The 24760-nt window shown below is 56.8% G+C and carries 30 protein-coding genes and 1 pseudogene; 21 read left to right on the top strand and 10 right to left on the bottom strand.

The genetic code is table 11. From position 1 onward, the window contains the following. Positions 1-67: 67 nt before the first annotated feature. Positions 68-220, top strand: a pseudogene (locus V2S86_RS04810) (type II toxin-antitoxin system HicB family antitoxin); the annotation flags it as partial. Between the two features lie 32 nt (positions 221-252). Here the strand turns inward: V2S86_RS04810 and tcyN are convergent. The 8 genes from tcyN to V2S86_RS04770 all read right to left on the bottom strand — a co-directional run bounded on the left by tcyN (position 253) and on the right by V2S86_RS04770 (position 6706). Then, positions 253-1005, bottom strand: a complete 753-nt coding sequence (gene tcyN, locus V2S86_RS04805; protein WP_330761466.1) for an L-cystine ABC transporter ATP-binding protein TcyN — start codon at positions 1003-1005, stop codon at positions 253-255. A gap of 3 nt (positions 1006-1008) precedes the next feature. Continuing rightward, on the bottom strand, positions 1009-1671 hold the full coding sequence (tcyL, locus tag V2S86_RS04800; RefSeq protein ID WP_006321381.1) for a cystine ABC transporter permease: 663 nt from the start codon (positions 1669-1671) through the stop codon (positions 1009-1011). Beyond that, positions 1671-2471 (bottom strand): cystine ABC transporter substrate-binding protein, encoded by an 801-nt coding sequence (gene tcyJ, locus V2S86_RS04795; RefSeq protein ID WP_330761465.1) that lies wholly within the window; start codon positions 2469-2471, stop codon positions 1671-1673. Before tcyJ ends, tcyL begins: the two co-directional genes overlap by 1 nt. Before the next feature lie 114 nt (positions 2472-2585). Next, positions 2586-3578: a D-cysteine desulfhydrase gene (locus V2S86_RS04790; RefSeq protein ID WP_330761464.1), complete on the bottom strand. Its 993-nt coding sequence runs from the start codon at positions 3576-3578 to the stop codon at positions 2586-2588. A gap of 125 nt (positions 3579-3703) precedes the next feature. After that, complete coding sequence (gene fliZ / locus V2S86_RS04785) at positions 3704-4213, bottom strand: flagella biosynthesis regulatory protein FliZ (RefSeq protein ID WP_330761463.1); 510 nt, start codon at positions 4211-4213, stop codon at positions 3704-3706. 57 nt (positions 4214-4270) lie between these two features. Further along, positions 4271-4993, bottom strand: a complete 723-nt coding sequence (locus V2S86_RS04780) for an RNA polymerase sigma factor FliA (RefSeq protein WP_330761462.1) — start codon at positions 4991-4993, stop codon at positions 4271-4273. Positions 4994-5176: 183 nt separating this feature from the next. Next, a complete protein-coding gene (locus tag V2S86_RS04775) occupies positions 5177-6418 on the bottom strand; it encodes a FliC/FljB family flagellin (RefSeq protein WP_330761461.1) in 1242 nt (413 codons plus the stop codon). A 117-nt stretch (positions 6419-6535) separates the two neighbouring features. Further along, the gene (locus tag V2S86_RS04770; RefSeq protein WP_330761460.1) at positions 6536-6706 is read right to left on the bottom strand and encodes a hypothetical protein; all 171 of its coding nucleotides are present in this window, start codon (positions 6704-6706) and stop codon (positions 6536-6538) included. Here V2S86_RS04770 and fliD point away from each other — a divergent pair. The 7 genes from fliD (at position 6700) to V2S86_RS04735 (ending at position 11700) form a co-directional block, all read left to right on the top strand. Beyond that, positions 6700-8103: a flagellar filament capping protein FliD gene (gene fliD / locus V2S86_RS04765; RefSeq protein ID WP_330761459.1), complete on the top strand. Its 1404-nt coding sequence runs from the start codon at positions 6700-6702 to the stop codon at positions 8101-8103. The two genes, V2S86_RS04770 and fliD, sit on opposite strands and share 7 nt — an antisense overlap. A 27-nt stretch (positions 8104-8130) precedes the next feature. Next, complete coding sequence (gene fliS, locus V2S86_RS04760; RefSeq protein ID WP_330761458.1) at positions 8131-8541, top strand: flagellar export chaperone FliS; 411 nt, start codon at positions 8131-8133, stop codon at positions 8539-8541. Continuing rightward, positions 8541-8909 carry a flagella biosynthesis regulatory protein FliT gene (fliT, locus tag V2S86_RS04755; RefSeq protein WP_330761457.1) on the top strand — a complete coding sequence of 123 codons (369 nt, stop codon included), beginning with the start codon at positions 8541-8543 and terminating at the stop codon, positions 8907-8909. Before fliS ends, fliT begins: the two co-directional genes overlap by 1 nt. A 345-nt stretch (positions 8910-9254) precedes the next feature. Further along, positions 9255-10121 (top strand): helix-turn-helix transcriptional regulator, encoded by an 867-nt coding sequence (locus tag V2S86_RS04750; RefSeq protein ID WP_330761456.1) that lies wholly within the window; start codon positions 9255-9257, stop codon positions 10119-10121. A gap of 90 nt (positions 10122-10211) precedes the next feature. Further along, positions 10212-10352 (top strand): hypothetical protein, encoded by a 141-nt coding sequence (locus V2S86_RS04745; RefSeq protein WP_330761455.1) that lies wholly within the window; start codon positions 10212-10214, stop codon positions 10350-10352. Positions 10353-10747: 395 nt separating this feature from the next. Further along, positions 10748-11308, top strand: a complete 561-nt coding sequence (locus V2S86_RS04740) for a type IV secretion protein Rhs (protein WP_330761454.1) — start codon at positions 10748-10750, stop codon at positions 11306-11308. Next, entirely contained in the window at positions 11305-11700 is a 396-nt protein-coding gene (locus tag V2S86_RS04735) for a putative T6SS immunity periplasmic lipoprotein (RefSeq protein ID WP_330761453.1), read from the top strand. Before V2S86_RS04740 ends, V2S86_RS04735 begins: the two co-directional genes overlap by 4 nt. A gap of 195 nt (positions 11701-11895) precedes the next feature. Here V2S86_RS04735 and fliE read toward each other — a convergent pair whose 3' ends face one another. Continuing rightward, positions 11896-12210, bottom strand: coding sequence for a flagellar hook-basal body complex protein FliE (gene fliE, locus V2S86_RS04730; protein WP_330761452.1), 315 nt, complete (start codon positions 12208-12210; stop codon positions 11896-11898). Positions 12211-12652: 442 nt separating this feature from the next. On the opposite strand from fliE, the gene fliF reads away from it, so the two are divergent. From fliF to fliR, 13 genes are all read left to right on the top strand, one after another. Further along, positions 12653-14341 (top strand): flagellar basal-body MS-ring/collar protein FliF, encoded by a 1689-nt coding sequence (gene fliF, locus V2S86_RS04725; RefSeq protein WP_330761451.1) that lies wholly within the window; start codon positions 12653-12655, stop codon positions 14339-14341. Further along, complete coding sequence (gene fliG / locus V2S86_RS04720; RefSeq protein ID WP_330761450.1) at positions 14338-15330, top strand: flagellar motor switch protein FliG; 993 nt, start codon at positions 14338-14340, stop codon at positions 15328-15330. Before fliF ends, fliG begins: the two co-directional genes overlap by 4 nt. Continuing rightward, positions 15323-16021, top strand: coding sequence for a flagellar assembly protein FliH (gene fliH, locus V2S86_RS04715; protein ID WP_330761449.1), 699 nt, complete (start codon positions 15323-15325; stop codon positions 16019-16021). The genes fliG and fliH overlap by 8 nt, the downstream gene beginning before the upstream one ends. Further along, positions 16021-17382 (top strand): flagellar protein export ATPase FliI, encoded by a 1362-nt coding sequence (gene fliI / locus V2S86_RS04710; RefSeq protein WP_330761448.1) that lies wholly within the window; start codon positions 16021-16023, stop codon positions 17380-17382. The genes fliH and fliI overlap by 1 nt, the downstream gene beginning before the upstream one ends. 21 nt (positions 17383-17403) lie before the next feature. Next, complete coding sequence (gene fliJ / locus V2S86_RS04705) at positions 17404-17850, top strand: flagellar export protein FliJ (RefSeq protein WP_330761447.1); 447 nt, start codon at positions 17404-17406, stop codon at positions 17848-17850. After that, positions 17847-19070 (top strand): flagellar hook-length control protein FliK, encoded by a 1224-nt coding sequence (locus tag V2S86_RS04700; RefSeq protein ID WP_330761446.1) that lies wholly within the window; start codon positions 17847-17849, stop codon positions 19068-19070. Before fliJ ends, V2S86_RS04700 begins: the two co-directional genes overlap by 4 nt. A gap of 136 nt (positions 19071-19206) precedes the next feature. Next, on the top strand, positions 19207-19692 hold the full coding sequence (gene fliL, locus V2S86_RS04695) for a flagellar basal body-associated protein FliL (RefSeq protein WP_330761445.1): 486 nt from the start codon (positions 19207-19209) through the stop codon (positions 19690-19692). Between the two features lie 5 nt (positions 19693-19697). Further along, on the top strand, positions 19698-20699 hold the full coding sequence (gene fliM, locus V2S86_RS04690; protein WP_006321424.1) for a flagellar motor switch protein FliM: 1002 nt from the start codon (positions 19698-19700) through the stop codon (positions 20697-20699). Beyond that, positions 20696-21109 (top strand): flagellar motor switch protein FliN, encoded by a 414-nt coding sequence (gene fliN, locus V2S86_RS04685; protein ID WP_330761444.1) that lies wholly within the window; start codon positions 20696-20698, stop codon positions 21107-21109. The genes fliM and fliN overlap by 4 nt, the downstream gene beginning before the upstream one ends. Further along, positions 21109-21513: a flagellar biosynthetic protein FliO gene (gene fliO / locus V2S86_RS04680; RefSeq protein ID WP_330761443.1), complete on the top strand. Its 405-nt coding sequence runs from the start codon at positions 21109-21111 to the stop codon at positions 21511-21513. The genes fliN and fliO overlap by 1 nt, the downstream gene beginning before the upstream one ends. Further along, positions 21510-22286, top strand: coding sequence for a flagellar type III secretion system pore protein FliP (gene fliP, locus V2S86_RS04675; protein ID WP_330761442.1), 777 nt, complete (start codon positions 21510-21512; stop codon positions 22284-22286). The genes fliO and fliP overlap by 4 nt, the downstream gene beginning before the upstream one ends. A 20-nt stretch (positions 22287-22306) precedes the next feature. Then, on the top strand, positions 22307-22576 hold the full coding sequence (gene fliQ, locus V2S86_RS04670) for a flagellar biosynthesis protein FliQ (protein WP_006321429.1): 270 nt from the start codon (positions 22307-22309) through the stop codon (positions 22574-22576). A 2-nt stretch (positions 22577-22578) separates the two neighbouring features. Beyond that, complete coding sequence (gene fliR, locus V2S86_RS04665; RefSeq protein ID WP_330761441.1) at positions 22579-23361, top strand: flagellar biosynthetic protein FliR; 783 nt, start codon at positions 22579-22581, stop codon at positions 23359-23361. A gap of 439 nt (positions 23362-23800) precedes the next feature. Here the strand turns inward: fliR and flgL are convergent, their stop codons facing one another. Continuing rightward, on the bottom strand, positions 23801-24760 hold the full coding sequence (gene flgL, locus V2S86_RS04660; protein ID WP_330761440.1) for a flagellar hook-associated protein FlgL: 960 nt from the start codon (positions 24758-24760) through the stop codon (positions 23801-23803).

Here is a 24760-nt window from a genome sequence, read left to right as displayed (position 1 = left end):
ACACTGCAAACCCTGCACCCGTGCAGGGTTTTTTATTGTCTGCACAAAAGCGGCACGCGAGCGTATTAAGTTCGATGGTCGGGCGGAACGGATAAATATCACCCTGCCGCACCGCTTGCTGAATCGCATCGATTCCCTGGTGCAACAGCATCCCGGCTATGGAAGCCGCAGCGCCTTTTTGGCCACAGCCGCCCGTAACGAATTATTGAAAGCCGGTTAGTCGAGAGTCAGGGGGCGAAACGCCCCCCTTTCTCATTGATTCAAAAACTTGTCGAGGAATTGCTGAGTGCGCTGGTGTTGCGGGTTGGCGAACAGTTCTTTGGCCGGCCCCTGTTCAACGATGCGCCCGTGGTCCATAAAAATGGCGCGGTCGGCAACGTCTCGGGCAAAGCTCATTTCATGCGTCACGATCACCATGGTGCGCTTCTCTTCTGCCAACGAGCGAATGGTGTTGAGCACCTCGCCCACCAGCTCTGGATCGAGCGCCGAGGTGGGTTCATCAAACAGGATCACTTCCGGTTGCATCGCCAGCGCGCGGGCAATGGCCACACGTTGCTGCTGCCCGCCGGAAAGCCGGCGTGGATACGCGGATTCTTTACCGCTCAACCCGACTTTGGCCAGCAGGGCGCGGGCGCGCTGTTCGGCGGCGGCTTTGTTCTCACCCTTAACGATGACCGGGCCTTCAATAATGTTCTCCAGCACCGAACGGTGCGGGAACAAGTTGAAGTTTTGGAACACGAAGCCCACCTGCTGACGCAACGCCCGCACCTGTTTCTTCTGTTTGCTCAGCGGCTTTGAGCCGTCGATCTGAATATCGCCGACGCGAATGGTGCCGGAATCCGGAACCTCCAGCAGATTAATGCTGCGCAGCAAGGTGGTTTTCCCCGAGCCGCTCGGCCCGATAATCGCCACCACTTCACCGGCGCTAACCTCCAGATCGATCCCGTGCAACACCCTTTGGCCGTTGAACTGCTTGATCAGTTGTTTCACTTCGATGGCACTCATGCGTTACTCCTGATCCTGGCGGTTAACGTGGGCTTCCAGGCGATTTTGCAGTGCCGAAAGCAGGGTCGCCATCACCCAGTAAATCAACGATGCCGCCAGATACAGGGTAAACACTTCCAGCGTACGCGAGGTGATCAGCTGCGCCTGACGGAACAGCTCAGGCACCTGAATGGTGGCCGCCAGCGAGGTGTCTTTCACCAGGCCGATGAAACTGTTACCCAGCGGCGGCAAGGCGGTGCGCGCCGCCTGCGGCAGGATCACCCGGCGCAAGGTTTGCCAGCGCGTCATGCCAATGCTGGCTGCGGCTTCCCACTGCCCTTTTTCAATCGACGAAATCGCCGCGCGCAGCGTTTCCGAGGTATAAGCTGCGGTGTTGAGCGACAGGCCAATCAGCGCCGCCGGGAAGGGATCGAATTCGATGCCGAACTGCGGTAGGCCGTAGTAAATCATGAACAACTGAGCGATCAATGGCGTGCCGCGAAACAGCGACACATAAATGCGCGACAGCCACGACAGCGGCCACAATGGCGAAAGGCGCATCAGCGCCAACAGAAAACCCAGCAGTAAACCGAGCGCCATGCCCCCCAGACTAAGCTGGAGGGTCAGTATCGCGCCCTTCAATAAAAATGGCGCTGAATCCAGCGCCAGTTGAATACTTTCGTGCATTATTTAGTTACGTCCGCGCCAAACCATTTCTCGGAAATCTTCGCCAACGAGCCGTCTTTTTGCATCTCGGCAATCGCCTGGTCAATCGCAGCCAACAGCTCCGGGTTGTTTTTACGTACCGCAACGCCGGACTCCTGACGAGAGAACGCCGGGCCGGCGACCGCCAGCGTATCGCCGGTTTTCTTCACCAGATCCAACGCCGCCAAACGGTCAACCAGAATGGCGTTGATACGGCCAATGCGCAGATCCTGGTACTTGGTCGGGTCATCATCATAGGTACGTACGTCAACGCCCTGCACGTTTTCACGCAGCCATTGCTCGTAGTTGGTGCCCAGGCCAACACCGACCTTTTTGCCCTTCAGATCGTCCGGCTTGGCAATGGTGCTTTCGTTACCCTTCTTCACCAACGCCTGAATACCGGAAACGGTATAAGGCGTTGAGAAATCATATTTCTTCTTGCGCTCGTCGGAGATCGTCACCTGATTGATCACCACGTCGATGCGTTTCGATTCCAGCGATGCCAACATGCCGTCCCATTTGGTCGGGTTCAGCTTGGCCTTCACGCCGAGGTGCTGCGCCAGCGCGTTGGCGAAATCCACTTCGAAACCGGTCAGGTTACCGTCTTCGCCCTGGAAGCTGAATGGCGGATAGGTGCCTTCCAGCCCGACAATCAGCGTACCGCGCTGCTTGACCTGCTGGAGCAGGTTGTCGGCGGCATAGGTTTGTGCGCTCAAACCGGCGGTCAGCGCAACGGTCATCACGCCCAACAGCAATTGACGACGAACTTTGGAAAAGATCATAAACACCCCATATTCTGTTTATCTTTTTTGATATCAGCACTTTACCAGTGCGTTTGACTGCATAAAGGAATATAACTTTATAAATATAGTTCAAAATGGAATAACAAGCCGCCGTCACACCTGCGGGTGATAGGCAAACAGCGCCGGCGCACCGCCGGTGTGAATAAACAGTATCGGGCCGTCGTCGCAAAAACGCTGTTGGGCAATGCCGTCGATCAGGCCGGCCATCGCTTTACCGGTATAGACCGGATCCAGCAACACCCCTTCCTGCTGCGCCAGCAGCTGCACCGCCGCCGTGCCCTCTTCGTTCGGCATGCCATACTGCGGTGCAAAATACTCGTCCCACAGTTGGATCGGCGCCAGAACGTCAATGCCCAACGAGCAGGCCAGCGCGTTTTGAATCAGCTCAACCTTGGGTAATTGGTCGATCACTTTCCGCGAAACCGTAACGCCAATCAGCTCCGTCTCCGGCAGCAGTTGCTGCAGGCCGACCGCCAACCCGGCGTGCGTGCCGGCACTGCCGGAAGCCACCAGCACCGAGCTGAAAGCGACGCCGCTGCGCCGGCTCTGTTCGGCAATTTCCAGTGCGCATTGCACGTAACCCAGCGCGCCCAACGCGTTGGAACCGCCCACCGGCACCACATAAGGCCGGAAACCCTGCGCTTCGAGACGCGTCGCCAGTTCGGCCAATTGCTGCTGCGGATCGTACAGCGCTTCGCACATCACTACCTCGGCGTTGAACAGCCCGAGCAGCAGGCGGTTGCCGTTGGTGAGGTAATTTTCCGCTTGGGTGTCGATCGGATTTTCCAGCAATGCAACGCAATGCAGGCCAAGTTTGGCCGCGACCGCCGCAGTTTGGCGTACGTGGTTGGATTGGATGGCACCGGCCGTCACCAGCGTGTCCGCACCCTGCCGCAGAGCGTCGGCAGCAAGATATTCCAGTTTTCTCAGCTTGTTACCGCCCATCGCCATCGGCGTGACGTCGTCACGTTTGATGTAAATTTCACGGCCAAGGTAGTCTGAAAGGCGAGACAGTTTTTCGAGCGGTGTGGCAGTGCCGACTAAATCGAGGCGCGGGAATTGCGCCAGTTGCTGTTGCAGATTCACAACGTCCCCCAGGGAACAGGTATCAACATCCAAAGCATAGATTTATCAGATGTAAGCTGATTAATCACTCTTTTTGATTAGGCGGGAAACGGTGAATCCCCGGCCGGCAAGCCGGGGAGACGGGATCAGTAGCTCTTTTGCCAGGCGATGTATTGGTCGTATTTACGCAGGGCAATGCGGTAATTATTGTGCGCGGCGCTGGGCAAATCGTCGATAATACGCTGATGGTTATTGCTGCTGGCAAACTTGTCCGCCGGATAATTGCGCGCCACCAGCATTTCGTCCAACCGGCGCAGGCGCACCACGTATTCGCGGATCGTGCTGTGGCTCATCTCGGTTTGCTCAAACAGATACTGTTTGAAGGCCATAATATCGAAATAGCTCGGGTGGCTGTTGCAGGAAATCTCACTGCAAAAACGGCATAGCGCGGCCAGCTCATTTTGCACATTCAACCAGACATTATCGTCAATCGGCTGGTCCATGCGCGCTATGGCGTCTTTGTTGATGATCTTGCCTCGGAACACCAATGCCATGCGATCCAATATCTTACCGCACTGCGAGCAATGGGTTTGGCTGTGTTTGTAATCTTTCAAATAACGGCTCAGCGGCCGCTTTTTCAATAATATTCCTGGCATAAGAGCTGTCCGGTTATCGCAACGGTAATCAGGTTGAAGAATAAGGGTTGATTCGCCTCAGTTTTCGGCCGCCAGACGGGCGCGTAACCGCTTGATCGCCTGGCTGTGCAGCTGGCTGACGCGCGATTCCCCCACGTCCAGCACGGCGCCGATCTCTTTGAGGTTCAACTCTTCCTGGTAATACAGCGTCAGCACCATTTTCTCGCGCTCCGGCAACGCTTCGATTGCGTCGATCACCCGCTGGCGGAGATTGCCCTCCAGCAGATGATGCAACGGGTTGGTCTCTTCGTGCCCTTCCAGCAGCGGTTCCGCGCTTTCGCCATGCTCTTCGCGCCATTCGTCGTAGGAGAAAAGCTGGCTGTTATTGGTGTCCAACAGAATTTGACGGTACTCATCCAATGGGATATTCAGCGTCTGCGCGACCTCCATTTCACTGGCCGGGCGACCGAGCCGCTGTTCCAGTTGCCGCATCACCTGCGCCACTTCTCGCGCATGGCGACGCACGCTGCGCGGCACCCAGTCGCGGCTGCGCAGCTCATCGAGCATTGCGCCACGGATGCGTTGCACCGCGTAAGTGGTGAAGGCGGTTCCCTGCAGGGCGTCATAACGCTCAACGGCATTCAACAACCCGATTCCCCCCGCCTGCAGCAGATCGTCAAGCTCCACGCTGGCGGGCAGCCTGACCTGCAGGCGCAACGCCTCGTGGCGCACTAACGGGACATAGCGCAGCCAGAGAGAATTTTTGTCCATCACGCCTTCGGCGGTATACAGATCGCTCACTATGTCTAAAACCTGCGGATAAGAGAGTCAGCGCTATTATCCGTAGGGGGCAAAATGCCAATCGGCTGAACAGTCGTACAAAATAGGCTTTATTTGCGCCATGCATTAACTTCCGGGCGCGCGACCATAAAAAAACCCCGCCGAGGCGGGGTTCTTTACGACAGGTTAATCGCGGAGAGTCGATTAACGCAGCAGGGTCAACACGTTCTGGGTAGACTGGTTAGCCTGTGCCAGAACAGAGGTGCCGGCCTGTTGCAGGATGTTGGCACGGCTCATGTTGGACACTTCGGTCGCGTAGTCGGCATCCTGAATACGGGACTGGGAAGCGGACAGGTTGTTCACGGTGCTGTTCAGGTTGTTGATAACAGAATCGAAACGGTTCTGTACCGCACCCAGGGAAGAACGCAGCGAGTCAACCTGAGACAGCGCTTTGTCCAGCACCGCCAGCGGATCTTCAGTTTTTGGCGTGGTGCTCATTTCTGCGCCTTTGCTGACTTTACCCGCGCTGTCTACGCTAGCTTTGAAGTATTTGGCGTCTGCGCCGGTGCCTTCCTGGATGACGTAAGATTTGCCGCTGTCATAAGACTTCAGGTTAGCCGCGTCGGCACCGGTTGCAGTCACTTCCTGCTTAACGGTGGTGGTCGCGCTGGTGCCGGTCAAACCGGTGGTTTCAGTTGCGGCGATCGCAGTGATGTCACCGGAAGTCTTGTCGACGGTAGCTTTGTAGTTTTTGCCGTCGGTACCTACCGCGTAAACGTCACCGGTCGCGTCATCTTTGATAAAGCTGGCTGGTGCCGCACCGTTAGCCTGCTTGTTGGTGGTGTTGGTGATGGCGATATCTTTGCCGTTTGGTACCGTCGTTGCCGCACCGCCCACTTTGGTAGGATCGATGGAGGTCGCAACGCTGAACTTGTCCAGACCCAGAGTAGAGGAGTTGATGTTTTTCAGGTCGATATCGATAGTTTCGTTATCGTTGGCACCCACCTGGATGGTCAGTTTCTGGTCGCCGCTCAGCACTTTCACGCCGTTGAAATCGGTTTGTTCAGAGATACGGTTGATCTCGGACAGACGTTGGGTGATTTCGTCCTGGATGGACTGCAGGTCGCTGGAAGAGTTGGAGCCGTTCTGGGACTGTACGGTCAGACGACGGATGTTTTGCAGGTTGTCGTTAACTTCGTTCAGTGCGCCTTCGGTGGTCTGCGACAAAGAGATGCCGTCGTTAGCGTTACGGGAAGCCTGAGTCAGGCCTTTGATGTTGGCGGTGAAGCGGTTAGAGATCGCCTGACCCGCGGCATCATCCTTCGCGCTGTTGATACGCAGGCCGGAAGACAAACGCTCGATCGCAGTGCCCAGAGAAGACTGAGATTTGTTCAGGTTGTTCTGCGCCATCAGCGACAGGCTGTTGGTGTTAATTACTTGTGCCATTGTATGCTTTCCTTACGAATCAGTTGCGATATTCGCATCACGGTTAAAAGGTTCGGGCTTCGTTGCCCACGGCGTCAACCACCGTCCCATCAGGTATCGGCCCTCCCCTTGCAACCTTTAGAAATTTTTTATTTTTTTTTCGCTTTCCGGCAATGGCATAAATAACGCTGTTTTTCCTTCTTCTATTGCGCCATCGGTTTTTTCTTTTTTCGGTAAACTTTTTCTCCACTGGGCCGATAAACGCGTAAAGCGAATAAAGTCATTATCAAGGAGAATTACGAATGGCATCGATCAGTTCCTTAGGCATCGGCTCAGGACTCGACCTCAACGGCTTGCTGGACAAGCTGACCAAAGCGGAGCAGCAACGTCTGACGCCCTACACGACCCAGCAGACCAGCTACAACGCAAAGCTGACCGCTTATGGCACCCTGAAAGGGTCGCTGGAGAAATTCGATACGCTGAGCAAAGACCTGGCCAAACCGGATTTCTTCAATAACACCACCGCCAGCACCCACGATCAGTTCGCCATCACCACCAATGCCAAAGCAGTGCCGGGCAACTATGTGGTCGAAGTTGAACAGCTGGCGCAGTCCCAAACGCTGACGACTCAGGCGAATATCAGCGATCAGACCACCGAACTCGGCACCTCCGGCGCCAGTGGCCGCACCATCAGCATTACCCAGGGCAATCCGCCCAAGACCGTCGATATCCCTTTGAGTGACGATCAAACCTCGCTGCTGGAAATGCGCGATGCCATCAACGGCGCGAAGGCAGGCGTCAGCGCCAGCATCATGCGCGTTGGCGATAACCAATATCAGCTGGCGTTAAGCTCCTCGGCCACCGGCGAAAGCAACAAGCTGTCGGTCAAGGTGAATAATGACGATGCGCTGAACGATATTCTGAATTACGACTCCAGCATCCCCGGCGGCGCCATGAAACAGACGGTTCCCGCCCAGGATGCCAAAATCAAGGTCAACGGCACGGAGATCCAACGCAGCACCAACTCCATCGCCGATGCCTTGCAGGGCGTGACGCTCGATCTGAAAACCAAGACCAAGGCCGGTGAACCGCAAAACCTGGTGATCACCAACGATAAAACCGGCTCCGCCGATAAAATCAAAAGCTGGGTCGACAGCTATAACTCGCTGCTGGACACCTTTAATTCGCTGTCCAAGTTTACCCCGGTGAAAAGCGGCGAAGAACAATCGGCGAAAAACGGCGCGCTGCTGGGCGACAACACCTTGCGCGGCATTCAATCTTCAATCAAAAGCGCGCTCAGCGCGGCGCAGGACAACCCGGAACTGAAGGGGTTGGGCAATCTGGGGATCACCACCAATGTGAAAACCGGCAAGCTCGAGCTCGATAGCGAGAAACTGAAAAAAGCCATCGATGAGAAACCCGCCCAGGTGGCGAATTTCTTTGCCGGTAATGGCACGGATACCGGCATGGCGACCGAAATCCACAATGAAATCCAAAATTATATTAAAGCCGGCGGCGTGCTCGAGAATGCGACCAAGAGTATCAACACCAATCTCGATCGCCTGAATACGCAAATTACCCGCGTGACGGAAAGTATTCAGAGCACCATAGACCGCTATAAACAACAGTTTGTTCAACTCGATACCATGATGTCCAAACTTAATGGCACCAGTAATTATTTAAACCAACAGTTCTCAAGCAAATAAGAACTTTTTAACCAGGTAATAAATCGCATGTATAACCGTAGCGGAACTAAGGCCTACGCCCAGGTCAGTTTGGAAAGTGGCGTAATGAGTGCCAGCCCGCACCAGTTAATCGTGATGCTTTTCGATGGGGCGCTCAGCGCCCTGTTACGCGCACGCATTCTGATGAATCAGGGGGATATCGCCGGCAAAGGGCTGGCTATATCAAAAGCCATCAATATTATTGATAACGGCCTGAAAAGCGGCCTCGACCACCAGCAAGGTGGCGAGATGGCCGATAATCTTGCCGCGCTGTATGACTATATGAAGCGTCGTCTGCTGCAGGCTAATTTGCATAACGACGAAGCGGCGATAGCCGAAGTGGTCAAGCTGCTGGAAAATATTGCTGACGCCTGGCGCCAGATTGGTCCCCATTATCACCCTTCGCAGGACGCCGTCTAATGGAACGTCAACAGCAACTGCTAGCCGCGTATCAGCAAATTTATACCCTGAGCAGCCAAATGATTGCACTGGCGCAAACGGAAAGATGGGAAGACCTGGTCGAGATGGAGCTTGCCTACGTTCAGGCAGTTGAGAAAACCGCCGACTTTACCGGCAACGCAGGGCCATCGATGGCCCTGCAAGAGTTGTTGCGCAATAAGCTGCAGCAAATCCTGGACAACGAAAACGAACTGAAGCGTCTGTTGCAGCGCCGCATGGACCAGTTGAAAGAATTGATTGGCCAATCGACGCGCCAAAGCGTGGTCAACAGCACCTACGGTCAGTTTCACGATCGCGCCCTGCTATTAGGAGAACCGCAAATCAGGTGACCCGGCTATAATAACGACATTTTATGGATAAATAGCACCATACGCTATTTCTCCCTAATTAAGTCAGGATATTAATCCATGATATTAGAATTATTCACACCCATCATATTTTCCACCAGGCCCGTAGGGGTGAATATATTTGCCTCGGCTAACGCGGGCGCAGCATGCAGCGCCCCTGGAATACGGATAAATATCACTCCGACACGGACGTTTTCTGTTCAGCGGGAAATTGATTTTTGATAGATAAAACACGTCGTTGTGCTTCACAACGGATGGAAAAATGTTGCTCCAACGCCCATCAAAGCGTAAAGATATTCCCAGATAATGGCTGCGAAATGAATATCGATGGAACGTACAATTAATCTTTGTCCCGGGATTGGTGCCTCTGCGCACATCATTCAGCATACTGAATTATTATTCCCTTCAGTTTATTTTGAGCAACCCCATCTGTATCTGGTACAGCAAGGCCACAAACGCGTGCGCTGGCAACAGCATGAAGTGGTGGCCCATGCGGGAGAACTGTTGATTATCGACGGGGGGCAAACCGTGGATATTATTAATGGCCTCTCCGATGAAGGCGTATTCAGTTGTCAATTGCTTATCTGCGATCCGCTATTGTTCCACGTGCAGCAAACGCCCGATGAAACCGCCCCGCCGGCCCCGTTCGACCCGGTGTTGGCCTTACGCAACCTTCCCTGCGCACTGATGCACAGTTTTGAGACCACCAGCCTGGCGCTGGCGCTTAAACAGCGTTTCCCTCCCATCATCATCCGCCACAAGATGTTGGAAATCCTGCTCTGGCTAAAGCAATTCAACATCAGCTTTATTCATAACGAGGCGAGGAATTTAACGCAGCGGGTGCGCCGCTGCCTGGCGACCGACCCGCATAACATCTGGACGGCGGCCAAGGTGGCGGAAAGTCTGTCGATGAGCGAAGTCGTGCTGAGGCGCAAGCTTTCGTTAGAAAACACCGCGTTGCGCAATTTGATGATTGACGTGCGCATGAGCAGCGCGCTGACGCTGCTGCAATCTACCGATTGGCCTATATCCGCCATCTCTCAACACGTCGGGTATGAAAGTTCTTCGCGGTTTGCCGAGCGTTTCCGCAAACGTTTCGGCTTTGCGCCAACCGCCATTCGCGGGCATCAGCGGATCATGGAGCCCGGTGCGATCCAACCCTATCGCCTCAGTCTGATGGAGGTGCCGGAGTGATGCCTGTGCCTGTAAATTAAATCGTTGCACAATGAACTCGCCGTTTATGCACCCGGCGTTAGCGGAAAATTGCCCGGTAAGATAGCATCGTTGAACCTTAATACCGCCAGAGGCGAATCAACGGTGCTCAACGAAAAATGGCTGTTTTCCCTTGCCGTGTTGCTGATCGGCCTATGGCTGCTGGGTCTGCTGTACGAAGAAGACGCTATGCGGATGCTCGCGGGGAAATAAGCCGGCAGGGCCACGTACAGTGGCCAACGACGCTTTAACTTTGTTTAATTAACACTACGATTAATACCACCAGAACGATCAGTATTAACACACTGAACAATCGCCATCTATTCTCACTTTTGCTGCTCATTGCACATCCCAAATTATCGTCTTGCAGAAATAGCTATAATAATCCACTGCTCAGCCAATTAATGCGGGTGACAACACATTCATCCCCCTCCAATTCCACTGATTGATTGTGCGTCTGGTACCAACCGGCTACTGGATGTCACCAATGGGTTTACCTTTTGTTTTTATTACCGATGACGTTCATGGTAAGTCAGTCCCAGCAACTGGACCGCACGAAAAATAGCCGTTATAGTGCAGCTTTCCGCATAATGAGAAGGATCTTGAGAATGCAATCTAATAATGTTCAGGTTAAAGAGGGAATTTTACGACAGATGACCCTTGGCGAAATCGCCATGGCTCGTACGGTGTTCGGTAACGCCATTGCTTATAGCCGCGTTTGGGTTCATTGCGATAGCTATTTTCCGTTCGGTTTGCAAAAACCAGGTTATGCCATGGCTCCGAACGGCGAGCTCTGGTTCAGAAAAGAAGGGTATTCGCCAGACTTTTCAGGCGTAACGATATCCCTGGTCGATAAGCATACATTTATTCACGAATTGGGGCATGTTTGGCAGCACCAGCATGGGCAATGGGTGCGGCTGAGGGGCATGTTTAGCTGGGGCGCAAATTATTATTACCGGCTCAATAAGCAAAAACTTACCGACTATCCACTCGAACAGCAGGCTTCAATTATCGCCGACTACTGGTTATTGTTAGTTTACGGCATTTCTACCTGGCGGAACTATCAGGTTGCTGGGAGCATAGGTAAATACCGAGGAAAAGATAACTTGCGTGATATTCCTGCGCTTTATCAGAAAATAGTTGCTGGTCAAGGAGGGATAATAAAATGAAAAAGTTATTTTTTTTAAATTTCATCTTTCTTTTGACCGCTTGCCCCGGCTATCAGGATAAGATAGTTGCAAAGATACCCGCCAATGTTGCCATTAAAGATAACGACGTTTGCATTTGGAGCCATGGGCAAAAAGGCGAAAAAGTCACAGCGATACAGATATACAGTGAGGAAGGAGGCCGTTTGGTTAAAACCTTTAGCGATAATCCTCTATACCCTGATGATAAAGAGTGCCTGCCTACTTTCAGCTATAAATTTAAGCTGGGAGATAACTATAAGATCTACTATGACATTCAAGCTAACGAAGGAAAATTCTATCAGCTAACAGTCAGCTTCACGATTTTATCTGACGACAAAGGTTCTTTACGCATTATCAAGGACGAAAAAAAATAGGTGCTACGCCAATTTATTTACAAGGCGAATAGTGTGAGAACATGCCCTCTGGTTTAACTGACAGGTCGGTCAGGTTCAGCACACAACAAAAAACCCACCATCGGTGTTTTTTCAAGTCAGGCTATTTTCCCCATACATGCCCCATGCTGTAGTTGCAGCATGGATTTTTACTATAAATTCAATAATATGACCCAATCACACCGCCATGTTCATCACTTCCTGATAAGCGGAAACCAGCTTATTGCGCACTTGCACGCCCATTTGCAGTGAGATGGACGATTTTTGCAGATCGACCATCACGTCATTCAGGCTGACGCCCGGCGCGCCCAGCTCGAAGTCTTGCGCCTGTTTGCGCGCTGCCTGTTGGGTATCGCTGATCTTGCCGATAGCCGCTTTCAACTCGCCGGCAAAACTGACGCCCTGCGTCGCTGAACCCTGGTTAATCTGCCCCGCTTGAATCGCCGTGGCCTGCAACTGCTGCAATACCCCTTCAATCCCCTGAATTGCCATTGTGACCTCAATAAAGACTCTGCTGCCGGACGTGTTTTCATCAGGCACTACTTTGATGCTGAGGAGCCTACCACAGCCTTTTAATCCTAAAGCGGCTAATTAACTGCAAAAAACCCGGCTTATCGGGCCATCGAAATCGCCCTTACGGGCAAATAATGGCACGCCCAGAAATGGGAGCGCCGCTATTTATACCCAAAGTCATTGGAGTGGCAGCAATGTGGTTAGAGAGCGAGACCCGATGAACTGACTCAAGTCAGTGATTCGGGTGAGTGAACGCTGCCAAGGCCGCTGCCGCTTCAAGGAAAAAGGGTATAGAAGATATGTGTATCAGGGAGTTTATTTTGTCACCACACAACGCTAACCACACCGTCCGTCAGCCTGGCAGGGAACTACGCCGTGGCTTGCACCGGATCCTGAGCGACATTGAAGGACACGGCATAAAATGAGTGCTTCAATAACCGCCACCGAAAACCGCGAAAATGGTCTGCACGCTTTGTGGAACCGCCTGCGCGCCAACCCGAAAATTCCGCTGCTGGTGGCCGCTTCCGCCGCAATCGCCATCGTGGTCGCGTTGCTGTTATGGGCGAAAAGCCCGGATTACCGCGTGTTGTACAGCAATCTTAACGATCGCGACGGCGGCGCCATCGTGACCCAATTGACGCAGATGAATATCCCCTACCGTTTTGCCGAGAACGGCGCGGCGTTGATGATACCGGCCGATAAGGTCCATGAAACCCGCCTGCGCCTGGCGCAGCAGGGATTGCCGAAAGGCGGTGCGGTGGGTTTCGAATTGCTGGATCAGGAAAAATTCGGCATCAGCCAGTTTAGCGAGCAGATCAACTATCAACGGGCGCTGGAAGGAGAACTGTCGCGCACCATCGAGTCTCTGGGTCCGGTACAGAATGCGCGCGTGCATCTGGCGCTGCCGAAGCCTTCGCTGTTTGTCCGCGAGCAGAAATCCCCTTCCGCCTCCGTCACCCTGACGCTGCAACCCGGCCGCGCGCTGGATGACGGCCAGATCAACGCTATCGTTTATATGGTCTCGAGCAGCGTGGCCGGCCTGCCACCGGGCAACGTCACTGTGGTCGATCAGGCCGGTCGCCTGCTGACCCAGTCTGACGGCGCCGGCCGCGATCTGAATGCGGCGCAGCTGAAATACGCCAACGAAGTGGAAAACCGCTACCAGCGCCGTATCGAAGCGATTCTGGCGCCGATGGTCGGCAGCAATAACGTGCGTGCCCAGGTCACCGCGCAGATCGATTTCGCCACCCGCGAACAAACCGACGAAGAATACCAGCCAAACCAACTGCCGAATCAGGCCGCCGTGCGCTCTCAACAAATGAGCCAAAGCGAGCAGCTTGGCGGGCCACAGGTCGGCGGCGTGCCGGGCGCGCTATCCAATCAACCCAGCGCGCCGGCTACCGCGCCGATCGAAACCGCCAAGCCCAACGCCGCCGGCAGTGCCAAACCGAATGCCGGCACCACCCGCAGTACCGCAGCCAACGGCAGCGGGCCGCAGAATACCCGTCGCGATGAAACCACCAACTATGAGGTCGATCGCACCATCCGCCATACCCAGCAGAAAGCCGGAACGGTACAGCGGCTGTCGGTGGCGGTGGTGGTCAACTATCGTGGTGTCGATAAAAACGGCAAACCGCTGCCGATGAGCAAAGAGCAACTGGCGCAGATCGAATCGCTGGTGCGTGAATCCATGGGCTTCTCCAGCAACCGTGGCGATACCCTGAACGTGGTCAACGCGCCGTTTACCGATACTGAAGTCACCGGTGGCGAACTGCCGTTCTGGCAAACCCAAAACTTTATCGATCGCCTGTTCGACGCCGGCCGCTATCTGCTGGTGTTGCTGGTGGCCTGGCTGCTGTGGCGCAAGCTGGTACGCCCGCAACTGCAAAACCGCCAGGCGGTGCAACAGGCCGCGCTTGCCGCCGCCAACGCGCCGATGGCCAAGCCGGTTGACAGCAATAAACCGAGCAATGAGGAGCTGGCGCAGCACAGGAAATCGCAGCAGCGCGTCAGTGCAGAAGTCCAGAGCCAACGGATCCGCGATCTGGCTGATAAAGACCCGCGCGTGGTCGCTCTGGTAATCCGCCAATGGATGAGTAACGAATTATGAGTCTGACCGGAACCGAAAAAAGCGCCATCCTGCTGATGACGCTGGGCGAAGATCGCGCCGCCGAGGTGTTCAAACACCTCTCCTCACGTGAAGTGCAGCAGCTCAGCGGCACCATGGCCAGCATGAGCCAGGTCTCGCACAAACAGCTGAGCGAAGTCCTGCGCGAGTTCGAGGATGACGCCGAACAATACGCGGCGCTGAGCGTCAACGCCAGCGACTACCTGCGTTCGGTGCTGGTCAAAGCCCTGGGTGAAGAGCGTGCCTCCAGCCTGCTGGAGGACATTCTCGAATCGCGCGAGACCACCACCGGCATGGAAACCCTCAACTTTATGGAGCCGATGAGCGCCGCCGATCTGATCCGCGACGAACATCCGCAGATCATCGCCACCATCCTGGTCCACCTGAAGCGCGGCCAAGCGGCAGACATTCTGGCGCTGTTCGACGAGCGCCTGCGCAACGACGTGATGCTGCGCATCGCCACCTTCGGCGGCGTGCAGCCGGCGGCGTTGGCGGAGCTGACCGAGGTGCTCAACAACCTGCTCGACGGCCAGAATCTCAAGCGCAGCAAAATGGGCGGCGTACGCACCGCAGCCGAAATTATCAACCTGATGAAAACCCAACAGGAAGAGGCCGTTATCGACGCCATGCGCGAATACGACGGCGAGCTGGCGCAGAAGATCATCGACGAGATGTTCCTGTTCGAAAATCTGGTGGAAGTCGACGATCGCAGCATCCAGCGCCTGTTGCAGGAAGTGGAAGGCGAATCGCTGCTGGTCGCGCTCAAGGGCGCGGAACAGCCGCTGCGCGAGAAGTTCCTCAGAAACATGTCGCAACGCGCCGCCGACATTTTGCGCGACGATCTGGCCAACCGCGGGCCGGTGCGCATGTCGCAGGTGGAAAACGAACAGAAGGCCATCCTGCTGATTGTCCGTCGTTTGGCGGAGAGCGGCGAAATGATTATCGGCGGTGGCGAGGACACCTATGTCTGATCGCATTAACACCCTGCCCTGGCAACCCTGGTCACTCAAGGATCTGCTGGAGCCCAAACCGGCAATCGAGCCTTTGCTGCCGGTTGAAACGGGCGCCGCGCCGCTGGACGACAGTGCCGAGCGGCAACAGCAGTTGCTCCAGTTGCGCCTGCAAGCGGAACAGCAAGGCCAACAGCTGGGTTATGCCGACGGCCGGCAAAAAGGCTACGAAGCGGGTTTCCAGGCCGGTATGGAAGAGGGCCGCCAGCAAGGGCTGCAGGAGGCGCAGCAACAGCAACAGCCGCTGACCGCGCATTGGCAACAGTTGATAACCGAGTTTCAGCACACGCTGGATGCGCTCGACAGCGTGATCGCCTCGCGCCTGATGCAGCTGGCGCTGACCGCCGCCAAACAGGTGCTCGGCCAGCCGCCGGTCTGCGACGGCACCGCCCTGCTGGCGCAGATCCAGCAGTTGATCCAACAAGAGCCGATGTTCAGCGGCAAACCGCAGCTGCGCGTGCACCCGGACGACTACCAACGTATCGAACAGCAACTGGGTGCCACGCTCAGCCTGCACGGCTGGCGGCTGTTGGCGGATGGCCAACTGCACCCCGGCGGCTGCAAGGTCAGCGCCGAAGAAGGCGATCTCGATGCCAGCCTGGCCACGCGCTGGCACGAGCTCTGCCGCCTGGCTGCGCCGGGAGAAGTGTAATGACCGCTCGCCTCGGCCGCTGGCTGTCCTCGCTGGATACGCTGGAAAAACGCATCGCTTGCACGCCTGCGGTACGCCGCTACGGCCGCCTGACGCGCGCCACCGGGCTGGTGCTGGAAGCCACCGGGTTGCAATTGCCGATCGGTGCCACCTGCCTGATCGAACGTCACAACGGCGGTGACGTGCAGGAAGTGGAAAGCGAAGTGGTCGGTTTTAACGGCCAGCGGCTGTTCCTGATGCCGCTGGAAGAAGTGGAAGGCATCGTGCCCGGCGCACGGGTTTACGCCCGCATGGCGCCGGAGGGGCAAAACGCCGGCAAGCAACTGCCGCTCGGCCCGGCGTTGCTGGGCCGGGTGCTGGACGGCAGCGCCAAGCCGCTCGACGGCCTGCCCGCACCGGAAACCGGCTATCGTGCGCCGCTGATTACCGCCCCGTTCAACCCGTTGCAACGTACGCCGATCGAACAGGTGCTGGACGTCGGCGTGCGCACCATCAACGGCCTGCTGACCGTCGGGCGCGGCCAGCGCATGGGGTTGTTTGCCGGATCCGGCGTCGGTAAAAGCGTCTTACTAGGCATGATGGCGCGTTACACCCAGGCCGACGTGATTGTCGTCGGTCTGATCGGCGAACGTGGCCGCGAGGTCAAAGACTTTATCGAGAACATCCTCGGTGCCGAGGGGCGAGCGCGCTCGGTGGTGATCGCCGCCCCGGCGGACGTCTCGCCGCTGTTGCGCATGCAAGGTGCAGCCTACGCCACACGCATCGCCGAGGACTTCCGCGATCGCGGTCAGCACGTGCTGCTGATTATGGATTCCCTCACCCGCTACGCCATGGCGCAACGCGAGATCGCGTTGGCTATCGGCGAGCCGCCGGCCACCAAAGGCTATCCGCCCTCCGTGTTCGCCAAGTTGCCGGCGCTGGTGGAACGTGCAGGTAACGGCATCAGCGGCGGCGGTTCGATCACCGCGTTTTATACGGTACTGACCGAAGGCGATGACCAGCAAGATCCGATAGCCGACTCGGCGCGCGCGATTCTCGATGGCCACGTGGTGCTGTCGCGCAGGCTGGCGGAAGCGGGCCATTACCCGGCAATCGACATCGAAGCCTCTATCAGCCGCGCCATGACGTCGCTCATCGACGAAGAGCACTACCGCCGGGTACGCAATTTCAAACAAATGCTGGCCAGCTATCAGCGTAACCGCGATCTGATCAGCGTCGGCGCTTACGTAGCGGGCAGCGATCCGCTGCTGGATAAGGCCATGACGCTGTATCCGCAGATGGAGGCCTATCTGCAACAGGGCATTTTCGAACGCAGCGGTTACGACGACGCCTGCCAACAGCTACAGCAGATGATCGCTTAACGTCACAAAAGGCTGAACCCGATGAAACCACAGTCACCTCTGATTACCCTGCGCGATCTGGCGCAGGATGCGGTGGAACAGGCAACGCAACAGTTGGGCCAGGTGCGCAAGGCGCAACAGGCGGCTGAGCAGCAGCTTTCCATGCTGCTCAATTATCAAGACGAGTACCGTCAGAAGCTGAATCACCAGTTGAGCGACGGCATGGACTCTTCGCACTGGCAAAACTACCAGCAGTTTATCGGTACGCTGGAGCAGGCCATCGAACAACATCGCAACCAACTGATGCAGTGGGGCCAGAAAGTGGACCACGCGATGAAGCAGTGGCAGGACAAACAGCAACGGTTGAACGCCTTCGACACTCTGCATACCCGCGCCCAAAGCGCGGAACGGCAGAGGGAGAACAAACGGGATCAAAAACTGATGGATGAGTTCGCTCAACGCAGTGCACAAAGGAATATCCACCCATGAACCTCAACCTATTGTCAGGTCTGTCGACCCCAGGCGACAGCGGAGTACTGCCGGACGCACAGTTGCCGCTGGATGAATCCTCTCTTTCGTCCGCCTTTGCTCAACTGCTCGGTGCACGTGTGTTGCCGGCCGATAAGGCGACGGGCAAGCTGTCGCCGATGACGCTGAGTGCCGACGAGGACTCCGCGCCGCTGAGCCGCAACCAACTCACCCAGCTACTGGCCACCTTCGGCGAACGAGATGGACTTTTGGCACCCTCGCTATCAAGCAGAGGTCAACAGGCGGCCGTCGCGCCGGATGAAGAGGCGCTGAAAGATCAAACTGCGGAAAAGACGGCCCTGCGCCCCGCCGGTGAAATCGACGCGGCCACCTTACAGGCGCTGTTTGCCATGCTACCGATCGCCGTAACGCCAGTGATGCCGGCCACCGCGCCGGGCGCCGGGGAACTGAGCATTGAAGGCGAACCTGGTACGACACAACCCGCAGCTGTGCTGAGCGCCACGCTGGGCCGCCCCTCGGACGCCTCCGGTAGCCCGATAACGGACACGCAGAAAAACCCGCCGACCCTGAGCAAAGATCCTCTCAGCACGGATAGCGGCAGCGACGCGCCACAAAAGACGGCGGCCACTCAGGATAAGCCGGATGCTACCGCGTTGAAATTCGGCGCCGATATGCCAGCCCCAGTCAATCATCTGATGGCACCGCCTGTCTCCAGCCCGACGGTGACAGCCGCTCCAGCCTCTTCGCTGGTCACCGCCCCGCCAACGCCGCAGCTAAATGCTCAGCTTGGCAGCCCCGAGTGGCAACAGGCGTTGAATCAGCAGGTACTGATGTTCCATCGCAACGGCCAGCAAAGCGCAGAACTGCGCCTGCATCCGCAGGAACTGGGGGCATTGCAGATCACCCTTAAGCTCGATGACAGCCAGGCACAGTTACATATTGCCTCCGCCCACGGTCAGGTACGTTCCGCCGTGGAAGCCGCCATGCCGCAACTGCGCCATACGCTGGCAGAGAGCGGCATCAATCTGGGACAAAGCAGCGTCGGCAGTGAGTCCATGCCGCAGGGGCAACAGGCGCAACAACAAAACGCCGGGCAACAGGGCCAACCAGGTTATCGCGATAGCCGCACCGGCAACGAACCGGGCGCAGAGGCCCTCAGTGCTCCACAGGCATTGCAGGCGATGGCTCGAGCCGTCAGCGGCGTTGATATTTTCGCCTGACTGAGCGCAAACGCCCAAGCTGGCACGCTTTTCCCCGCCTATTCTGGCTATTGCACGCCGGAATAGACGGGATAATACCGCTACATGTCATGCGTGCGGTTTTCATGCACGCAGAAAACAGGAATTTGGCTTAGCAATGTCTCAGAACTCCCTTCCAACAGCCTCAAAAAAACGTCCGCTACTGGCTTACCTGCTGGTGTTGATTACCCTGCTCGCCTGCGGCGCAGCCGGCTACAGCTGGTGGCAGCTTAAACAGCACCAGAATGGCGCGCAGCCCGCAGACAAACCGCAACCGCCGGCCGCGCCAGTGTTTATGCCGTTGGACACCTTTACCGTCAACCTGGTTACGCCGGACAACAACCCCGATCGCGTGTTGTATATCGGCCTGACGCTGCGCTTGCCGGACGAAAATACCCGCCGCCAGTTGAACGATTTTCTGCCGGAAGTGCGCAGCCGCCTGCTGATGCTGCTTTCCCGTCAGGAAGCGGGCCAACTGAGCAGTGAACAAGGAAAACAGCAACTGGTGGCGCAGATTAAGGACGTGCTTAGCCCGCCGCTGGTTAAGGGACAACCGAAGCAGGTGGTCAGCGACGTGCTGTTCACCGCCTTCATATTGCGGTAATCACTATGGGCGACAGCATTCTTTCACAGGCAGAGATCGACGCCTTGCTCAACGGCGACAGCGCGGGTGATGAACCCGAAGCGGTGGTCAGCAACGAGAGCGAGGTCAAGCCGTACGATCCGACCACCCAGCGCCGAGTGGTGCGCGAACGGCTGCACGCGCTGGAAATCATCAATGAACGTTTTGCCCGTCAGTTCCGCATGGGGTTGTTCAACCTGTTGCGCCGCAGCCCGGACATTACCGTCGGCCCGATCAGGATCCAGCCGTATCACGAATTTGCCCGCAACCTGCCGGTGCCCACCAATCTCAATCTGGTGCACCTGAACCCGCTGCGCGGCACCGCGCTGTTCGTGTTCGCGCCGAGCCTGGTGTTTATCGCCGTCGATAACCTGTTCGGCGGCGACGGCCGCTTTCCGACCAAAGTGGAAGGCCGCGAGTTCACGCCGACCGAACAGCGGGTGATCAAACGCATGCTGCGCCTGGCGCTGGATGCCTATGGCGACGCCTGGAGCGCGATTTACAAGATCAATGTGGAATACGTGCGCGCCGAAATGCAGGTGAAATTCACCAATATCACCACCTCGCCGAACGATATCGTGGTCACCACCCCGTTCCAGGTGGAAATCGGTGCGCTGAGCGGTGAATTCAACATCTGCATTCCGTTCGCGATGATCGAACCGCTGCGCGAACTGCTGACCAACCCGCCGCTGGAAAACTCGCGGCAGGAAGACAGCCACTGGCGTGAAACGCTGGTGAAACAGGTACAACATTCCGAGCTGGAGCTGATTGCCAACTTCGTCGATATCCCGATGCGGCTGTCAAAAATCCTGAAGCTGCAGCCGGGTGACGTATTACCGATCGATAAACCGGAACGCCTGATCGCCCACGTGGACGGCGTACCGGTTCTGACCAGCCAATACGGCACGTTAAACGGGCAGTACGCCCTGCGTGTTGAACATTTGATTAACCCTATTTTGAATGCTCTGAGTGAGGAACAGCCCAAATGAGTGATCCTAAGCAACCGTCTGGCGAAGGAAAGGAATCCGTGGACGATCTGTGGGCTGATGCGTTTAACGAGCAGCAAGCGACCGACAACACGTCAACGACCGACGCGGTGTTCAAATCGCTGGAGGCGCAGGATGCCGTCGGTAACCTGCAGGATATCGATCTGATCCTGGATATCCCGGTCAAGCTGACCGTGGAATTGGGTCGCACCAAAATGACCATCAAAGAGCTGCTGCGTCTGTCGCAAGGATCGGTAGTCGCGCTGGATGGGCTGGCGGGTGAACCGCTGGACATTCTGATCAACGGCTATCTGATCGCCCAGGGCGAAGTGGTGGTGGTGGCCGACAAGTTCGGCGTACGCATCACCGACATCATCACCCCGTCCGAACGCATGCGTCGCCTGAGCCGCTGATGAACCCAGGCTCCGCCGTGCCCGGCCAGGGCACACTGCAACCCGCCGCACCGGCGCTGCCGGCCGGCTCGGTGCTGACGCAGGTCAGCACTGCGCTGGGCGGCATTCTGCTGCTGATCCTCTTGGCCGGCTGGTTGTTCCGCCGCCTGGGGTTTGCCCCTCAGGCGCGCAACAGCAAACTGCTCAATCTGCGTGCCAGTTGCCAGGTCGGGCAGCGCGAGCGGGTGGTGGTGATTGAAGTGGATAATACCCTGCTGGTGCTGGGCGTGACCGCGCAGCAAATCACCCCGCTGCACCAGTTGCCGGTTCCCACACAGGACGGTAGCGCAGCCGACGCCGCACCGCCGGCTGATTTTCGCCAGTTGATGCAAAAAGTTCTGAAACGTCCGGAAAAATCGGCATGAAACCCATAGTTCCTTGTGTCGCCCCGCTTTACCGGGGCGGGAAGACTCTTCCCTGGCTGGCTGCCGCCCTGCTGCTCGTCAGCCCGACGGCGTTGGCGCAGTTACCCGGCCTGATCAGCCAACCTCTGGCCAACGGCGGCCAAAGCTGGTCGTTGCCGGTACAGACGCTGGTGCTGCTGACGTCACTCAGCTTCCTGCCCGCCATGTTGCTGATGATGACCAGCTTCACCCGCATCATCATCGTGCTCGGACTACTGCGCAACGCGCTCGGCACCCCCTCGGCGCCGCCGAATCAGGTGATGCTCGGCCTGGCGCTATTCCTGACCTTTTTCATCATGTCGCCGGTCTTCGACAAGGTTTATCAGGACGCCTATCTGCCGTTCAGCCAGGAAAAAATCAGCCTCGACGCGGCGCTGGATAAAGGTTCCCAACCGCTGCGTGAGTTTATGCTGCGCCAGACGCGCGAAACCGATCTGGCGCTGTACGCCAGGCTCGCCAACCAGCCGCCGCTGGCCGGGCCGGAAGCGGTGCCGATGCGCATTCTGCTGCCGGCTTACGTCACCAGCGAGCTGAAAACCGCCTTCCAAATCGGCTTCACGGTGTTCATTCCGTTTCTGATTATCGATCTGGTGGTCGCCAGCGTGCTGATGGCGCTGGGGATGATGATGGTGCCGCCTGCCACCATCTCGTTGCCGTTCAAACTGATGCTGTTTGTGTTGGTGGACGGCTGGCAATTGTTGCTCGGCTCACTGGCTCAGAGTTTCTATTCGTAACCCGCCTCAAAGGAAACATGATGACACCTGAATCGGTCATGGCGCTGGGCACCGAGGCGATGAAAGTGGCGCTGGCTCTGGCCGCCCCGCTGCTGCTCGCCGCGCTTATCAGCGGCCTGGTGGTCAGCCTGTTGCAGGCCGCCACCCAGATCAACGAAATGACGCTGTCGTTCATTCCCAAAATTCTGGCGGTGGTCGCCACCATCGTGATCGCCGGCCCCTGGATGCTGAACCTGCTGCTGGACTATATGCGTACGCTGTTCAGCAACCTGCCGAATCTGATTGGTTAGCCATGCTCACTTTCGACAGCGCGCAGTTCGGCGTTTGGCTCAGCCACTACTTCTGGCCGCTGCTGCGCATCCTGGCGCTGATCAGCACGGCCCCGGTGTTCAGCGAAAAACAAATCGGCAAAAAAGTGAAAATCGGCCTCGGCGGCCTGATCGTCATCCTGATCGCCCCCGGGCTGCCCACCAGCACTGTCCCCATTTTCTCCGCCGCCGGTTTGTGGCTGGCGGCCCAGCAAATCCTGATTGGTGTGGCGCTCGGGCTGACCATGCAGTTCGCCTTTGCGGCGATACGTCTGGCCGGCGAAGTGATCGGCATGCAGATGGGCCTGTCGTTCGCCACCTTCTTCGATCCCAGCGGCGGGCCGAATACGCCGGTGCTGGCACGGTTGCTCAACTTGCTGGCCATGCTGCTGTTCCTGAGTTTTGACGGCCACCTGTGGCTGATTTCCTTGCTGGCGGACAGCTTTCATACTCTGCCGATCCAGCCCGCCCCCCTGAACGGCAACGGTTTTTTGGCATTGACCCAGGTGGGCTCGCTGATTTTTATCAACGGCATGATGCTGGCGCTGCCGCTGATTTGCCTGCTGCTGACGCTGAACATGGCGCTCGGCCTGCTCAACCGCATGACGCCGCAGCTGTCGGTCTTCGTCATCGGTTTCCCGGTCACCATGACCATCGGCATTATGACCCTCGGCATGATGATGCCGATGCTGGCGCCGTTTTGTGAGCACCTGTTCGGTGAATTCTTCGAGCAGTTGGCCAGAGTGATAGGTGGGATGGTGAACTGAAGAAAAAAAGGCACGTCACGCCAACGTGAATGGGGGCAAGCGTGACATGCCAAACGGTGCGCCCGGTTTCAAGAATGACTTACCCCTGCGTACAGCAGCAAGCCTTTCTAAGCACACCCAAATAGATACCCGCTATGGTTTCACGACAGGTATTTGTTATTACCCTATGGATTTCGAGTTGGCCGCTCTGGCGCCCAGCTAACTCATCCCCAGCATTGTAGGGACGCTGAATGAGTCGGAACTTGTTATTGTCATACCCTATGGATTTCGAGTTGGCCGCTCTGGCGCATCCATGCGCTCGCGGCATTCGTACATCCCTGTACAGCACAGCCAGGCGGCAAACGCGTGCATCTCCAGGAGCTTACTCAAGTAAGTGACTGGAGTGCATGCGTGCGGCCAACAACGCTGCAACTTGAAAGACGACGGGTATCGACGGGAATTAGCGGTTCATCTGGAACAGCGACATCCCCTGCATATCACCGAAGGTTTTGTACGATGCCTGCAAGGCCGCTTGTTGCATAAAGTAGTTCGAAATCGACTCGGTCAGATCGGCATCCACCAATGCACTCATTTGCGTTTGGTTGATCATGTCGCGATCCTTGCCGATGTTGTCCAGCGTATCCATTTCCTGCAGTTGGTTACCCAACTCGGCGCGCACGCTGAGCACCTTGTTATAGGAGTTGTCCAGCCCCCGATTGGCTTTGGCCAGCGCGTCGTTGACCTGCTGTTTGGTGGCGTCGTCCGCGCCATCGAGCGGAGTTTTCAACGCCTTCAGCGCGATATCGATACTTTCAAACACGTTGGACACCGGTGCGCTGCCGTCCGGCTCCGGCTTGGGGTTGCTGGTCAACGACATAAATACCGTATCGCCGGTATGGCCGACAGTCATGGTGCGGTTGGCATCCACTTTCTGCTCAACCGGCTTGTTGCCCCCCACATAGCTGACCGAACCGCCGTTGTCCGCAAACGGCGGTTTATCATTTTCGAAGCCGCCAAACATAAAGCGACCGTTGCCGTCGGTGCTGTTGGCCTGATTAAGCAATTGGTCTTTCAACCCCTGCAACTGGGTAGCCAGCGAGTCGCGATCGTTGTCGCTTTTGGTGCCGCCGGCGTTGACGATCAGCGCTTTCATGTCCGCGATGGTGCTGGTCGCCCCGGCCAGCACCGTCTCTTCCATCGACACGCTCTGGCGGGCAAAGGTGCGTGCCAGTGCATATTGGGTATTTTCCGACTGGGACTGGGCCAGCATCACCGCCTGCGACGCCGCCAGCGGATCGTCGGACGGGTTGCTGACCTTTTTGCCGGTGGAAAGCTGTTCTGCCGCTTTCATAAACAACGACTGGTTACCGGTGATGCCGGTCATATTTTGCTGGTACATCATGCTGGTGCTCATGCGCAT

Source organism: Serratia sp. C2(1) (assembly GCF_036352655.1).
GTDB lineage: Bacteria > Pseudomonadota > Gammaproteobacteria > Enterobacterales > Enterobacteriaceae > Serratia > Serratia inhibens.
Note: the sequence above shows the minus strand (reverse complement) of the source record. Positions and strands in the feature narration are given on the sequence as shown.